This window comes from Pseudomonas sp. NPDC090752 (genome assembly GCF_055584805.1).
Genome location: NZ_JBVJLI010000010.1, coordinates 40,586 through 54,517, shown reverse-complemented (window position 1 = coordinate 54,517; position 13,932 = coordinate 40,586). Strand labels below are relative to the sequence as shown.

Sequence of the window (13,932 nt, the reverse complement as noted above, 5' to 3'; positions counted from 1 at the left end):
GCCGGCACTGAATGAAAGGTCAGATGTGCAGGGCGTGGCCCAGCGCGCGCAATGCCGCTTCCTGTACCGCCTCGCCAAGGGTTGGGTGAGCATGGATAGTGCCGGCGATATCTTCCAGGCGAGCGCCCATTTCCAGCGACTGGGCAAAGGCGGTGGACAGCTCCGAAACCGCCACGCCCACCGCCTGCCAACCCACGATCAGGTGATTGTCACGGCGTGCCACCACCCGCACGAAACCGGTTTTCGACTCCAGGCTCATGGCCCTGCCGTTGGCGGCGAACGGGAACTGCGCGACGATGCAGTCCAGCCCTTGCTCGTTGGCCTGGTCCGGTGTCTTGCCAGCCACCACCACTTCCGGATCGGTGAAGCACACCGCCGCGATCGCGCTGGGCTCGAAGCGTCGCGCCTTTCCGGCGATGATCTCGGCAACCATCTCGCCCTGCGCCATGGCCCGGTGAGCCAGCATCGGTTCACCGGCCACGTCACCGATGGCCCAAACATTGCGCATGCTGGTCTGGCAGCGTTCGTCGATGGCGATCGCGGCACCGTTCATCTTCAGTTCCAGGCTTTCCAGGTTGAAACCCTGGGTGCGCGGGCGACGGCCCACGGCCACCAGCACCCGGTCGGCTTCCAGGCGCAATTGCCCGCCTTGGCCATCGCTGGCCAGCAGGCACCCGTCGCTGTAGCCTTCGACGCTGTGCCCCAGGTGCAGGGCAATGCCCAGTTTCTTCAATGACTCGGCCACCGGCGCAGTCAACTCGCTGTCGTAAGTCGGCAGGATGCGGTCGCGTGCTTCCACCACACTGACCTGCGCGCCCAGTTTGCGGTAGGCGATGCCCAGCTCCAAACCGATGTAGCCGCCGCCCACCACCACCAGGTGTTTGGGCAGTGTCTGTGGGGCCAAGGCTTCGGTCGAAGAGATGATCGGCCCGCCGAGCGGCAGCATCGGCAGTTCGACGCTGTTCGAGCCGGTGGCCAGCAGCAGGTGTTCGCACTGGATGCGCTGGCCGTCGACGTCGACGTGCTTGCCGTCGAGGATCTTCGCCCAGCCGTGGATCACCTTGACGCCGTGCTTTTTCAGCAGTGCGGCGACGCCAGTGGTCAGCCGGTCGACGATGCCGTCCTTCCAGGCCACGCTGCGGCCAATGTCCAGCTGTGCTGAGGCAACGCTGATGCCCAGTTCGGAAGGGGCGGTGTATCGGGAGGCCTGGTGAAACTGCTCGGCCACATGGATCAATGCCTTGGACGGAATGCAGCCGATGTTCAGGCAGGTGCCGCCCAGCGCGTGCCCCTCCACCAGCACGGTGGGGATGCCCAGTTGCCCGGCACGGATGGCGGCCACGTAGCCGCCAGGGCCGCCACCGATGATCAGCAGCGTGGTGTCGATAGTCTGGCTCATGTTCACTCCACGAACAGGCAGGCGGGTTGCTCAAGCAGGCCACGCACGGCCTGGATGAACAGCGCGGCATCCATGCCATCGACCACCCGGTGGTCGAACGAGCTGGACAGGTTCATCATCTTGCGAATCACGATCTGGCCGTCGATCACCATTGGCCTTTCGACCATGCGGTTGACGCCGACGATCGCCACTTCTGGGGTATTGACCACCGGCGTGCTGACGATGCCACCGAGGGCGCCGAGGCTGGTCAGCGTGATGGTCGAGCCGGACAGTTCCTCGCGGCTGGCCTTGTTGTTGCGGGCGGCATTGGCCAGGCGGGAAATCTCGCCGGCATTGCCCCACAGGCTGCCGGCCTCGGCGTGGCGCAGCACCGGCACCATCAGGCCATTGTCGCCCTGGGTGGCGATGCCCACATGCACTGCGCCATGGCGGGTGATGACCTGGGCTTCGTCGTCGTAGGTGGCGTTGATCTGCGGGAAGTCGCGCAAGGCGACGACCAAGGCGCGGACCAGGAACGGCAGCAGGGTCAGTTTGCCGCGGCTGTCGCCGTGCTTGCTGTTGAGTTGCTGGCGCAGGGCTTCCAGCGCCGTCACGTCGATTTCCTCGACGTAGCTGAAATGCGCGACGCGGCGTTTGGCATCCTGCATGCGCTGGGCGATCTTGCGGCGCAGGCCGATCACTTGCACCTGCTCGCTGTCGGTGCGCTTGGCATAGCCGCCAGGCGCCTGCCCGGCAGCGCTCTGCGGTTTGCTGATGAAGGCGTCGAGGTCTTCATGCAGGATGCGCCCGGCCGGGCCGCTGCCGTGCACGTAACGCAGTTCGATACCGGCATCCAGGGCGCGCTTGCGCACGGCCGGCGAGGCCAGCGGTTTTTCGTCGGCCTGGCGCGGTACGATCGGGGCCGGCTCATGCTTTGCGGGCGCTTGGTGCGCCGCTGGCTGTGGTTCGGCTTGCGGTACTGGCTTGGCCGCGACCGGCGCTTCCACTGGCTTGGCGTGCGGTACATCCACATGGTTGCCACTGCCTTCCACTTCGATACGGATCAGCTCGCTGCCGACCGCCATCACTTCACCTGGCTGGCCGCCCAGGGCCAGCACCTTGCCGCTGACCGGCGAGGGAATTTCCACGGTGGCCTTGTCGGTCATGACATCGGCTACCACCTGGTCTTCGGCAATCACATCGCCAACTTTGACGAACCACTCGACCAACTCGACTTGCGCGATGCCTTCGCCAATGTCCGGCATCTTGATGACGTGCGTGCCCATTCAGACCTCCATGACCCGTTTCAATGCCGCACCTACCCGCGAAGGGCCTGGGAAGTAAGCCCATTCCTGTGCGTGGGGGTAGGGGGTGTCCCAGCCGGTGACGCGCTCGATCGGCGCTTCAAGGTGATGGAAGCAATGTTCCTGCACCAACGACACCAGTTCGGCACCAAAGCCGCAGGTACGGGTGGCTTCGTGCACGACCACGCAGCGGCCGGTCTTCTTCACCGATGCGACGATGGTCTCCAGGTCCAGCGGCCAGAGGCTACGCAGGTCGATGACTTCGGCGTCGACGCCGGTTTCTTCGGCGGCCACCTGGGCCACATACACGGTGGTGCCATAGGTCAGCACGGTGACGTCGTTGCCGGGGCGGGTGATGGCGGCTTTGTCCAGGGGCACCGTGTAGTAACCATCCGGCACGGCGCTGTGTGGATGTTTGGACCAAGGCGTTACCGGGCGATCATGGTGGCCATCGAACGGGCCGTTATACAGGCGCTTGGGTTCGAGGAAAATCACCGGGTCGTCAGACTCGATCGAGGCTATCAGCAGGCCTTTGGCGTCGTACGGGTTGGACGGCATCACCGTGCGCAAGCCACACACTTGGGTGAACATCGCCTCTGGACTCTGGCTGTGCGTCTGCCCGCCGTAGATGCCGCCGCCGCAGGGCATGCGCAGGGTTAGCGGGGCGATGAACTCGCCGGCCGAGCGATAGCGCAGGCGGGCCATCTCGGAGACGATCTGGTCCGAGGCGGGGTAGAAGTAGTCGGCGAACTGGATTTCCACCACCGGCCGCAGGCCATAGGCGCCCATGCCGACGGCGGTGCCGACGATGCCGCTCTCGGAGATCGGTGCGTCGAATACCCGCGACTTGCCGTACTTGTTCTGCAAGCCTTCGGTGCAGCGGAACACGCCGCCGAAGTAGCCGACGTCCTGGCCGTATATCACCACGTTGTCGTCGCGCTCTAGCATGACGTCCATGGCCGAGCGCAGGGCCTGGATCATGGTCATGGTGGTGGTGGCCATGGCGGTTTCCGGGTTGATGCTGTTGTTGTGGTCGTTCATCTCAAACCCCCAGTTCCTGGCGCTGACGGCGCAGGTGGTCGGGCATTTCCTTGTACACGTCCTCGAACATCGAGGCGGCGCTCGGGATGTGGCCGTTGGCCAGGGTGCCGTACTGTTCGGCTTCCTTCTGCGCGGCGATTACCGCGGCCTCGAACTCGGCGGTGACCGCCTGGTGTTCTTCCTCGGACCAGTGACCGATCTTGATCAGGTGCTGCTTCAGGCGGGCGATCGGATCGCCCAACGGGAAGTGGCTCCAGTCGTCCGCTGGGCGGTATTTGGACGGGTCGTCGGAGGTCGAGTGCGGGCCGGCGCGGTAGGTGACCCACTCGATCAGGGACGGGCCAAGGCCACGGCGGGCACGCTCGGCGGCCCATCGCGAGGCGGCGTACACGGCGACGAAGTCGTTGCCGTCGACGCGCAGGGAGGCGATGCCGCAGCCGACGCCACGGCCGGCGAAAGTGGTCGATTCACCGCCAGCGATGGCCTGGAAGGTGGAGATCGCCCACTGGTTGTTGACCACGTTGAGGATCACCGGGGCGCGGTACACGTGGGCGAAGGTCAGCGCAGTGTGGAAGTCGGATTCGGCGGTGGCGCCGTCGCCGATCCAGGCCGAGGCGATCTTGGTATCGCCCTTGATCGCCGAGGCCATGGCCCAACCGACGGCCTGCACGAACTGCGTCGCCAGGTTGCCGCTGATGGTGAAGAAGCCGGCCTCGCGCACCGAATACATGATGGGCAACTGGCGGCCTTTGAGCGGGTCGCGCTCGTTGGACAGCAGCTGGCAGATCATTTCCACCAGCGACACGTCGCGGGCCATCAGGATGCTCTGCTGGCGGTAGGTGGGGAAGCACATGTCGGTGCGGTTGAGGGCCAGCGCCTGGGCGCTGCCGATGGCTTCCTCGCCGAGGCTCTGCATGTAGAAGGACATCTTCTTCTGGCGCTGGGCAACCACCATGCGGCTGTCGAAAATGCGCGTCTTGAGCATGGCGCGCATGCCTTGGCGCAGCACCTGCGGGTCGATGTCCTCGGCCCAGGGGCCCAGTGCATCGCCCTGCGCGTCGAGCACGCGGATCAGGCTGTTGGACAGGTCGGCGGTGTCGGCAGCGTCGACATCGATGGGAGGTTTACGGACTTGACCCGCGTCGTTCAGCCGCAGGTAGGAAAAATCGGTCTGGCAGCCTGGCCGGCCGGTAGGCTCGGGCACATGCAAACGCAGGGGGGCGTACTCGTTCATGCTTTTTACGCTCGCTCGGATGTTGTTTTTGTGAGCTCTGAAGCGGTCGCCGCTGATTGCCAGCTTGTGACTGGCAGGTCAGCGTCAATTACATAGTAGTGACAGCTGGGGAGAATTTTTCTCTCAAGTTTGTTGCCTTTGGCGCACGGCGCAGATAAACATTCCGCATAAACACAAAAAACCGGTGAATTTGTCTCATGCGCAAACTCGATCGTACCGACATCGGCATTCTCAACAGCCTGCAGGACAACGCCCGCATCACCAACGCCGAGCTTGCGCGTTCGGTGAACCTGTCGCCGACCCCTTGTTTCAACCGGGTAAAGGCCATGGAGGAGCTGGGGGTGATCCGCCAGCAGGTGACCTTGCTCTCGCCAGAAGTGCTGGGGCTGGACGTCAATGTGTTCATTCACGTCAGCCTGGAGAAGCAGGTTGAAACCGCGCTGCACCGCTTCGAGGAAGAAATCGCCGAGCGGCCCGAAGTGATGGAGTGCTACTTGATGACCGGCGACCCGGACTACCTGCTGAGGGTGCTGTTGCCGAGCATTCAGGCGCTGGAGCGGTTTCTCGATTACCTGACGCGTTTGCCGGGGGTGGCGAACATTCGCTCGAGCTTTGCCTTGAAGCAGGTGCGCTACAAAACGGCACTGCCGTTGCCTGCAAACGGGATGACGTTGCGCGAGTGATCGTTGAATGTCCCGGCCTCTTCGCGGGGCAAGCCCGCTCCCACAGGTTGAGGGAGGCAACGCAAATTCCTGTGGGAGCGGGCTTGCCCCGCGAAGAGGCCGGCACTGACACACCATCAGGTGCTTGATATTTTAAACACCCCCAGCCTATGTTGTGGTCAGCCGACAACAACAAGGACAAGCGTCATGACCACCGCAGCCCAGCGCTCGCTCGCCGAGCAACTCCAGGGCATCGATCAGATCGAATGCGTCACCCCCGACCTCAATGGTGTACCCCGCGGCAAGGTGATGACCGCCGAAGGCTTCCTCGAAGGCCGTCGCCTGCAGATGGCGCGCGGCGTGCTCCTGCAATGCATCATGGGTGGCTACCCGCCTGCGCGGTTCTATGGCAGCGACGACGGCGATCTGGCGCTGGTGGCCGAGCCGACGCAGATCCATCGGCTGCCCTGGGGCGATGAGGGCCTGGCCCTGGCGATCTGCGATGCCAACGAGCTTGATGGCCGCCCCTCGGGCTTGTCCACCCGTGGGCTGTTGCAGGCGGTGGTCGCCCGTTACGCAGCCCTCGGCCTGGCGCCAGTGGTGGCGACCGAACTGGAGTTCTTCGTCTTCGCCCCCAATAGCGACCCGCAGCAGCCGTTTTTGCCGCCGCTGGGTAAAGATGGCCGCCGCGAACTCGGCCACTCGGCGTTCAGCGTCAGTTCCAACAACGGCCTGCGGCCGTTCTTTCAGGAGGTCTACCAGTGCATGGCAGCCCTTGGCCTGCCGCGCGACACCTTCATGCACGAAATGGGCGTCAGCCAGTTCGAGATCAACCTGCTGCACGGCGACCCATTGTTGCTGGCCGACCAGACCTTCCTGTTCAAGCACCTGCTCAAGGAAGTTGCGCTCAAGCACGGCCTGAGCGTGGTGTGCATGGCCAAGCCGCTGGCGCATACCCCGGGCAGTTCGATGCATATTCATCAGAGCCTGGTGAAGATCGCCACAGGGCGTACTGTATTCAGGGATGACCTTGGACAGCCGACCGACACCTTCTACCACTTCATCGGTGGCCTGCAGGCGTGCATGGCCGACTTCACCGCGTTGTTCGCGCCCAACGTCAATTCCTATCAGCGGCTCTGCCATCCCTACGCGTCGCCGAACAATGCCTGCTGGTCCGAGGACAACCGCGCCGCGGGTCTACGCATCCCGGCCAGTGCGCCGGTGGCGCGGCGTGTCGAAAACCGCCTGCCAGGCGCCGACGCCAACCCTTACCTGGCCATCGCCGCCAGCCTGGCCGCCGGCCTGCACGGCATCGAACAGTGCCTGCAGCCGGCAGCGGCCATCCAAGGCGAGTTCGAGGTGCCCGAACACCTGAGCCTGCCGTGCACCCTGCATGCTGCACTGGAACGTCTGAAGCGCAGCGCGCTGGCACGGGAACTGTTCGGCAGTGAGTTCATCGAAGGCTACGTTGCCACCAAGACGCTGGAACTGACCGATTTCTTCGACGAGATCACGCCATGGGAGCGCCGCGTGTTGGCCGCTCAGGCCTGATCGCGACACGACCGGCACTGGACACGCCCCGGCTCGGCGATTTCGCTGGCGGGGGACTGCACTGCGGCACAATTGCTTTTATGCTTGCCAGGCCAACGCCACCTGACCAGGGAGCCCGAGGGGACGTATGCGAAACATCTGGAAGCCGTTTCAGTCGCTGTATTTCGCTGCCTTGATGATGCTGATCGGGTCGGGCCTGCTCAGCACCTACCTGGCCCTGCGCCTGGCGGCCGATCACGTCGACAGCCTGTGGGTCGGTGCGTTGATGGCGGCCAACTACTTCGGCCTGGCCGTGGGTGGCAAGGTCGGCCATCGGCTGATTGGCCGGGTTGGCCATATTCGCGCCTACACCACCTGTGCCGGCATCGTCTGCGCGGCGGTGCTCGGCCATGGCATGACCAACTGGCTTCCGGCCTGGGTAGGGCTGCGGATGATCGTTGGCCTGGGGATGATGTGCCAGTACATGGTCATCGAGAGCTGGCTCAACGAACAGGCCGATGCCAAGCACCGCGGCGCGGTATTCAGTGGCTACATGATCGCCTCCTACCTGGGGCTGGTGCTCGGCCAGTTGATCCTGGTGGTGCACCCCGAGCTGGGTCCTGAACTGTTGATGCTGGTTGCCATGTGCTTCGCCCTGTGCCTGGTGCCGGTGGCGATGACCCGGCGCATTCACCCGGCACCGTTGCGTCCGGCACCAATGGAGCCGAAATTCTTCATCAAGCGGGTGCCACAGTCGTTGAGCACGGTGCTCGGTTCAGGGTTGATCGTTGGCTCGTTCTACGGCCTGGCGCCGCTGTATGCCAGCAGTCAGGGGCTGTCGACCGAGCAGATCGGTCTGTTCATGGGTAGTTGCATCTTTGCCGGGCTGGTGGTGCAGTGGCCGCTGGGCTGGCTGTCTGATCGTTACGACCGGGCTGTGCTGATTCGCAGTGTGGCGGTGGGCTTGGCGTTGGCGGCGGCGCCGCTGGCGTTTCTTCCCAACGTGCCGCTTGAGGCGCTGTTCGGCATCGGTTTCGTGATATCGCTGCTGCAGTTCTGCCTCTACCCACTGGCGGTGGCGTTTTCCAATGACCATGTGGAAAGCGAGCGGCGCGTTTCGTTGACCGCCATGCTGCTGGTCACCTACGGCGTGGGGGCGTGCATCGGGCCGCTGGCGGCGGGGGTGCTGATGAAGGTGCTGGGTCCTCAGATGCTCTATGCCTTCTTCGTGTTTTTCGCGTTGGTGCTGGTGTGGCGGATTCGGCCGAAAGCCGTTACCGGGTTGCACCAGGTTCAGGATGCGCCGCTGGGGCACGTGGCGATGCCGGCGGCGGGTTCGCCATTGTCGGCGGCATTGGACCCACGGGTGGATGAGCAGACCGTGCAGGACGTGATGCAGGCGCCGGTGGCGGCTGAGGATACTGAGGTGGAGGAGAAGGCTGAGCCTGTGGCTGAGGCCCCGGCGGGGGATGAGGTCAGTAAGTCGGTTTGAGCCTTGTGCCGGCCTCTTCGCGGGGCAAGCCCGCTCCCACAGTTAAGTCTGCAGTGAACCTGTGGGAGCGGGCTTGCCCCGCGAAGAGGCCGGCACAGGCACTTAACAAACAAAAACGCCACCCAATGGGTGGCGTTCGCACATTCAGCCAACGATCAATAATCGTCCTTGTCGAACCGCCGCGCCTCACGCTGCAGCTGGTACACAAAACTCTCGATCTTGCGCTGCGCCTGCCCATTGAGGTTATGGAAGCGCACGCCTGCGAAAGTGGTGTTGATGCGTTCTTCATGGTGCAAGTGACGCAGTTCGACCATGGTGTCGACCAGCCCCAGCGGGTTACCGGCCTTGAAGCGTTCGTACACCTGGCCCAGTTGCAGGCGGTCTTCGACATTGCCATCGAAGCGCAGTTTGCAGCCGGTGGCGGAGATGTCCAGCAGCTTGCCGCGCAGGGCTCCATTGCCCTTGAGGTGGGCGCCGTCGAGGATCACATCGACCAATTGCGACAGCTTCAGCGCAGCGCGGAAGGCATTGCGCCGCTGGTGGTAAGTCATCTCTTCGGGCATCGCCCCACGGTACGAGCGGTGGCCGTCGACTTCGGTAACCTTCAGTTCGTGGTTGCATTCCCAGGCGATACGCACGCCGTCATGAAAGCCTTCGACGCGGAACGGTTCACCGTTCTCGATGTACTTTTCGCCATCGCGCGGGATCATCTCGTCCAGCGCCAAGGTATTGCTGTCACGGTCCACGTGCACCACGTAGCTCTGGAATCGCTGGCTGCGCTCATGGAAGGTGATGATCAGAGGGTCGTGGCTGTCCTGCAGCTGGCGCAGGTTGGCCGCGATCTCCAAAGGCGTGTTCAGCACCTTCGGCGGTTGCGGGGCATCGGTCTCATTGAACACGGGTTATCAATCTCCAGGCAAAAACGGCACACGCAAGTAACGGCATTTTGCCAGTATGTTCCGTGCCTTGATAGAACTAATCACACTTGGCTGAGCGCCCGGGGCTTGGCCAGTGGTGATGTGGCGCCACGGCTGTCGTAGAGCGACGGCGAATCGCCGCCCATGAGGATTCTGATCTGGTTGGCCGTGACGTGTTGCTGAACCTGGATGATCCGGCCATTGGTCTCGTTGACCTTCTGGCAGGCGTCCATCAACTGGGTCAGCGCATTGAGCTGCTGCATGATCACTTCACCATTGGGCGACTGCGCGGCCACGGCCTGCACCCCGGCGCGGTCGGCGCTGAAGCCGAGGCTGGCGAGCAGGTTGTTGCGACGGATGCCTTGCTGCTCCAACAGGACGATCAGCGATTGCTTGCGGGCCAGGATGCCCTCCAGCGGTGCCATGTCGCGGCCGTGCAGGGCGACTGCTTCCTGTTGTAGCAGGTCGAGCAGTTCCTGAGTCGGTGCGATGTCGTCTTCGATCAGTTGCAGCAATGTGATGTCGTGCATGGCTAACTCTTGGCTTTTATAGCGTCCGTGAAGTCAGCGCGCCGAACGGTCAGCGCTGGGCTTCGAAATCGAGCAGTTTGCTGGCGACCCGGCCGGCATCGACCTGGTAGCTGCCGTCTGCGATCGCCTGTTTCAACTGTGCCACGCGGGCATTGTCGACAACGGGCTGGTCGCGCAGCTTGTCGCTGATCTTCTGCAACTGCTGGGCCTCTTGGCTGAGGTGTACCGCTTCTCCGCTGGCGCTGGCGCTGGCGCTTTTCGGCGCTTCACCGGTTTCGCCAGGCTTCTCGGCGGTGCCGGGTGCGGCATTGCCGCGAACGCCGCCCGTGACGGACGGAGAATTATTCAAACGACTGAAGTCGATGACCATGATCAGAAACCTCTGGGTATTTGGACGCTTACCTTGTTTTCGGCCAGCCCGAAATAAACTTTAGGCACAAATGCTCACGCCTGTCGGCAAGCTCGCGAACCCGTGTTCTGACACAGTTTAGGAAAAGCGGTTCCACACTGCCAGCTGAATCTACATGGCCACCTCGACCTGTCCAGGGCCGGTAACCCGGGCTTTTACCACCCGTTGCGAATTGAGGTTGCGCACGCGGATCTGTTCGTTCTGGCCGCCTTTGCTCAAGGCCTCACCGGGCATGCGCACGCTGAGGCTGCCGCTGCGGGCAGTGATCACCACATGGTCGCCCTTGCGCACCACTTCAGCCTGTTCCAGGTGTTGCGGGGTGAGTACCTGGTCGATCACGGTCGGGCGCAGCATCTTCATGCCCACGGCCTGATCGAGCTCGCTGAGAAAACCCTGGGTGAGGGTGCCGACATCGCGTTCGCGCAGGGCCACGTCATTTTCACCGACGATATCCTGGCGCCTGAGCGGGCGGGTCACCACCACCACGTCGCGGAACAGCCGCACGGTTGCCGGAACGAAAATGGTCCACGGTGCGCTGCCATCGCAGCGTACCCGCACGGTCACCCGGCCCAGGGGTTGCGCCGGGCTTTCCAGCGAGGCGTCCAGCTGCTGGCTGCACAGCGGCATGCGCAGGCGCGGGTCCAGCGGGTTGACCTGGATCTCGTAGCGCCCCGGCGTCTGGGTGGTCGCCAGGTAATCCTCGACGGTAAATTCAAGAAACCCTTGGGTGACACCGATAAGCTGTTCAGGCAAGGTAACCGCGTCCGCCAGCGTACGCGCGCCGGGCGCCAGCAGGCAGAGCACGGCCAGTGAGCCACTCAGCAGGCGCGTCAGTCGTCGGAAAATTGTCGTTTTCATATGCATGGCGCTCAAAAAAGCAAAGCCCGTGCCGACTCGCTGTAAGAGTTGCTACGAAATGGCACAGAGAAGAAGGAGTCAGGCATGGCGGGGGTAATGGATTCAGTCAACCAGCGCACACAGCTGGTTGGGCAGAATCGCCTGGAATTGCTGCTGTTCCGCCTCAATGGCGCGCAGCTGTACGGGATCAACGTGTTCAAGGTTCGCGAGGTGTTGCAGTGCCCGGAACTGACCGTGCTGCCCAAGTCCCACCCGGTGGTGCGCGGCGTGGCCAACATTCGCGGCGCGACCATCCCGATCCTCGACCTGTCGATGGCCACCGGGCTGCCCGGGTTGAAGGAAGAAACACGCAACAGCTTCGTGATCATCACCGAGTACAACACCAAGACCCAGGGTTTTCTGGTGCATTCGGTCGAGCGCATCGTCAACATGAACTGGGAAGCGATCCATCCACCACCCAAGGGCACTGGCCGTGACCACTATCTGACGGCGGTCACCCGGGTGGACGACCGCATGGTCGAGATCATCGACGTGGAAAAGGTGCTGGCCGAGGTGGCGCCGTCGTCCGAGCAGGTCTCTGTCGGCGTGGTCGATGCCGAGACCCAGGACAAGGCCGTGCTGCTGCGGGTGCTGACCGTCGACGACTCGTCGGTGGCGCGCAAGCAGGTCAGCCGCTGCCTGCAGACCGTGGGCGTGGACGTGGTGGCGCTCAATGACGGCCGCCAGGCCCTGGACTACCTGCGCAAGCTGGTGGACGAGGGCAAGAAGCCGGAAGAAGAATTCCTGATGATGATTTCCGACATTGAAATGCCGGAAATGGACGGCTACACGCTGACGGCGGAGATCCGCAGCGATCCGCGCATGCAAAAATTGCATATCTGCCTGCATACTTCGCTGTCCGGGGTATTCAACCAGGCGATGGTGAAGAAAGTCGGCGCCGATGACTTCCTGGCCAAGTTCAAGCCGGACGACCTGGCCCAGCGCGTGGTCGACCGGATCAAGGCAACGCATTGAAGCCGCCGGGGGCTTGCTCCCGGCACCAGTGATTGAAAAGAGGCCGCAGTAGTGTCTACGGGTAATTTGGATTTCGAACAGTTCCGGGTCTTCCTGGAGAAAGCCTGTGGCATCCTGCTGGGCGAGAATAAGCAGTACCTGGTGGCCAGCCGCCTGAACAAGCTGATGGAGCAGCAGGGCATCAAGAGCCTGGGCGAACTGGTGCAACGCATCCAGGCCCAGCCGCGTGGCGGCCTGCGCGAGCAGGTGGTCGATGCGATGACCACCAACGAAACCCTGTGGTTTCGCGATACCTATCCGTTCGAAGTGCTGAAGAACAAGGTCATTCCCGAGTTCATCAAGAACAATCCTGGTCAGCGCCTGCGCATGTGGTCGGCGGCCTGTTCGTCGGGGCAGGAACCGTATTCCATTTCGATGGCCATCGACGAGTTCGAGCGCAGCAATCTCGGCCAGTTGAAGATGGGCGCGCAGATCGTCGCCACCGACTTGTCCGGCTCGATGCTGAACAACTGCAAGACCGGGGAGTACGACAGCCTGGCGATTGCCCGCGGCCTGTCCCAGGAGCGTTTGCAGCGCTATTTCGACACCAAGGGGCCGGGACGTTGGGCGGTTAAGCCGGCCATTCGCAGCCGGGTTGAATTCCGGTCGTTCAACCTGCTCGATAGCTATGCGGCGTTGGGCAAGTTCGACATCGTGTTCTGCCGCAATGTGCTGATCTACTTCTCGGCGCAGGTGAAGAAGGACATTCTGCTGCGGATACATAGCACCCTGAAGCCGGGGGGGTACCTGTTCCTGGGGGCCTCCGAGGCGCTGAATGGGTTGCCGGATCATTATCAGATGGTGCAGTGCAGTCCGGGGATCATCTACCAGGCTAAGTAGGGCATTGTTAGAATTTCCGAGGGGCTGCTTGGCAGCCCCTATTCACAAGGCTCTGATGCTGGATCAGAAGTCCGAGAAGCTATAGGGCTCAAGGGGGGAAAGCTGTGATAGGAAAATAAGATGTTCCACCGCTTTCACTTTTTCGACATGGTCAACCTTGGCTGTCCCACCAAGCAGCAATGCTGGAACAAAAGCATACATCTCGTCATGCTTAGGTGCGCCGAGCCTTTTCTTGAGAGGCTCAAACATATCCTCAAAGTCATCAATTTCTCTATCTTTCATAGCGAAAAAGCTTTGCACATGCCGGTCCATGTCCGTTAGTTTTCTATGTATGCCATTGTAGAAAGAATAGTAACCGATAATTTTTAACGAAAATCCCGTTTGCTCTCCGAAGAAATAAAGGTCGCCGAAAGCGCTTCTGCCAATCAGGTGGTATTTGTCTCTTTCACCTAAGTTCGTTCCCTCGATCCATGAAGCGGTCACGCCTTCATACTCTTGAGGATTAACTGTCCAAAATAATCCGTCGGCATACCCGCACCACCCATGTTCTGCCCAATACTCCAATAGTTGATTTGGCAGTTTTCCTTTGTAGCGCTCAATGCTTGATGTGGGAACCTCCTGCCGATAGATGGGGTGCCCCATTGATTCGATAAAAATAGTGAATGCTTCGTCCATCGTAAGTTG

Annotated in this window: 14 protein-coding genes; 5 read left to right on the top strand and 9 right to left on the bottom strand. The window is 62.2% G+C overall.

What is annotated here, in order from left to right:
• Window positions 1-19: 19 nt before the first annotated feature.
• Genes lpdA through ACZ6YA_RS14990 form a run of 4 tightly spaced genes read right to left on the bottom strand, consistent with a single transcriptional unit; the run spans window position 20 to window position 4,957 of the window.
• On the bottom strand, window positions 20-1,399 hold the full coding sequence (gene lpdA, locus ACZ6YA_RS15005) for a dihydrolipoyl dehydrogenase (protein WP_465897907.1): 1,380 nt from the start codon (window positions 1,397-1,399) through the stop codon (window positions 20-22).
• 2 nt (window positions 1,400-1,401) lie between these two features.
• Window positions 1,402-2,664: a dihydrolipoamide acetyltransferase family protein gene (locus ACZ6YA_RS15000; RefSeq protein ID WP_465897906.1), complete on the bottom strand. Its 1,263-nt coding sequence runs from the start codon at window positions 2,662-2,664 to the stop codon at window positions 1,402-1,404.
• Complete coding sequence (locus ACZ6YA_RS14995; protein WP_465897905.1) at window positions 2,665-3,723, bottom strand: alpha-ketoacid dehydrogenase subunit beta; 1,059 nt, start codon at window positions 3,721-3,723, stop codon at window positions 2,665-2,667.
• A 1-nt stretch (window position 3,724) separates the two neighbouring features.
• The gene (locus ACZ6YA_RS14990; protein WP_465897904.1) at window positions 3,725-4,957 is read right to left on the bottom strand and encodes a thiamine pyrophosphate-dependent enzyme; all 1,233 of its coding nucleotides are present in this window, start codon (window positions 4,955-4,957) and stop codon (window positions 3,725-3,727) included.
• Between the two features lie 197 nt (window positions 4,958-5,154).
• On the opposite strand from ACZ6YA_RS14990, the gene bkdR reads away from it, so the two are divergent.
• From bkdR to ACZ6YA_RS14975, 3 genes are all read left to right on the top strand, one after another.
• Window positions 5,155-5,640, top strand: a complete 486-nt coding sequence (bkdR, locus tag ACZ6YA_RS14985) for a Bkd operon transcriptional regulator BkdR (RefSeq protein ID WP_400795195.1) — start codon at window positions 5,155-5,157, stop codon at window positions 5,638-5,640.
• Between the two features lie 288 nt (window positions 5,641-5,928).
• On the top strand, window positions 5,929-7,170 hold the full coding sequence (locus ACZ6YA_RS14980) for a glutamine synthetase family protein (protein WP_465898043.1): 1,242 nt from the start codon (window positions 5,929-5,931) through the stop codon (window positions 7,168-7,170).
• Between the two features lie 127 nt (window positions 7,171-7,297).
• Window positions 7,298-8,641: an MFS transporter gene (locus ACZ6YA_RS14975; RefSeq protein WP_465897903.1), complete on the top strand. Its 1,344-nt coding sequence runs from the start codon at window positions 7,298-7,300 to the stop codon at window positions 8,639-8,641.
• A gap of 155 nt (window positions 8,642-8,796) precedes the next feature.
• Here ACZ6YA_RS14975 and ACZ6YA_RS14970 read toward each other — a convergent pair whose 3' ends face one another.
• The 4 genes from ACZ6YA_RS14970 to flgA form a co-directional block, all read right to left on the bottom strand.
• The gene (locus tag ACZ6YA_RS14970) at window positions 8,797-9,540 is read right to left on the bottom strand and encodes a flagellar brake protein (protein ID WP_465897902.1); all 744 of its coding nucleotides are present in this window, start codon (window positions 9,538-9,540) and stop codon (window positions 8,797-8,799) included.
• 80 nt (window positions 9,541-9,620) lie between these two features.
• The gene (locus tag ACZ6YA_RS14965; protein ID WP_465897901.1) at window positions 9,621-10,088 is read right to left on the bottom strand and encodes a flagella synthesis protein FlgN; all 468 of its coding nucleotides are present in this window, start codon (window positions 10,086-10,088) and stop codon (window positions 9,621-9,623) included.
• Between the two features lie 49 nt (window positions 10,089-10,137).
• On the bottom strand, window positions 10,138-10,458 hold the full coding sequence (gene flgM / locus ACZ6YA_RS14960; RefSeq protein WP_465897900.1) for a flagellar biosynthesis anti-sigma factor FlgM: 321 nt from the start codon (window positions 10,456-10,458) through the stop codon (window positions 10,138-10,140).
• A gap of 150 nt (window positions 10,459-10,608) precedes the next feature.
• Entirely contained in the window at window positions 10,609-11,361 is a 753-nt protein-coding gene (gene flgA, locus ACZ6YA_RS14955; RefSeq protein WP_465897899.1) for a flagellar basal body P-ring formation chaperone FlgA, read from the bottom strand.
• 78 nt (window positions 11,362-11,439) lie between these two features.
• On the opposite strand from flgA, the gene ACZ6YA_RS14950 reads away from it, so the two are divergent.
• Window positions 11,440-12,369 (top strand): chemotaxis protein CheV, encoded by a 930-nt coding sequence (locus tag ACZ6YA_RS14950; protein WP_465897898.1) that lies wholly within the window; start codon window positions 11,440-11,442, stop codon window positions 12,367-12,369.
• 51 nt (window positions 12,370-12,420) lie between these two features.
• On the top strand, window positions 12,421-13,248 hold the full coding sequence (gene cheR, locus ACZ6YA_RS14945) for a protein-glutamate O-methyltransferase CheR (protein WP_416466411.1): 828 nt from the start codon (window positions 12,421-12,423) through the stop codon (window positions 13,246-13,248).
• 63 nt (window positions 13,249-13,311) lie between these two features.
• Here cheR and ACZ6YA_RS14940 read toward each other — a convergent pair whose 3' ends face one another.
• Entirely contained in the window at window positions 13,312-13,923 is a 612-nt protein-coding gene (locus ACZ6YA_RS14940; protein ID WP_465897897.1) for a GAD-like domain-containing protein, read from the bottom strand.
• Between the last annotated feature and the right edge of the window lie 9 nt (window positions 13,924-13,932).

What these genes read in the sequence shown, in the direction of transcription:
- ACZ6YA_RS14940 (WP_465897897.1), bottom strand. Translation starts at nt 13,923, where the DNA reads ATGGACGAAGCATTCACTATTTTTATCGAATCAATGGGGCACCCCATC.
- ACZ6YA_RS14950 (WP_465897898.1), top strand. Translation starts at nt 11,440, where the DNA reads ATGGCGGGGGTAATGGATTCAGTCAACCAGCGCACACAGCTGGTTGGG.
- bkdR (WP_400795195.1), top strand. Translation starts at nt 5,155, where the DNA reads ATGCGCAAACTCGATCGTACCGACATCGGCATTCTCAACAGCCTGCAG.
- ACZ6YA_RS15000 (WP_465897906.1), bottom strand. Translation starts at nt 2,664, where the DNA reads ATGGGCACGCACGTCATCAAGATGCCGGACATTGGCGAAGGCATCGCG.
- lpdA (WP_465897907.1), bottom strand. Translation starts at nt 1,399, where the DNA reads ATGAGCCAGACTATCGACACCACGCTGCTGATCATCGGTGGCGGCCCT.
- ACZ6YA_RS14965 (WP_465897901.1), bottom strand. Translation starts at nt 10,088, where the DNA reads ATGCACGACATCACATTGCTGCAACTGATCGAAGACGACATCGCACCG.
- ACZ6YA_RS14980 (WP_465898043.1), top strand. Translation starts at nt 5,929, where the DNA reads ATGACCGCCGAAGGCTTCCTCGAAGGCCGTCGCCTGCAGATGGCGCGC.
- flgM (WP_465897900.1), bottom strand. Translation starts at nt 10,458, where the DNA reads ATGGTCATCGACTTCAGTCGTTTGAATAATTCTCCGTCCGTCACGGGC.
- ACZ6YA_RS14995 (WP_465897905.1), bottom strand. Translation starts at nt 3,723, where the DNA reads ATGAACGACCACAACAACAGCATCAACCCGGAAACCGCCATGGCCACC.
- ACZ6YA_RS14990 (WP_465897904.1), bottom strand. Translation starts at nt 4,957, where the DNA reads ATGAACGAGTACGCCCCCCTGCGTTTGCATGTGCCCGAGCCTACCGGC.
- ACZ6YA_RS14975 (WP_465897903.1), top strand. Translation starts at nt 7,298, where the DNA reads ATGCGAAACATCTGGAAGCCGTTTCAGTCGCTGTATTTCGCTGCCTTG.
- flgA (WP_465897899.1), bottom strand. Translation starts at nt 11,361, where the DNA reads ATGCATATGAAAACGACAATTTTCCGACGACTGACGCGCCTGCTGAGT.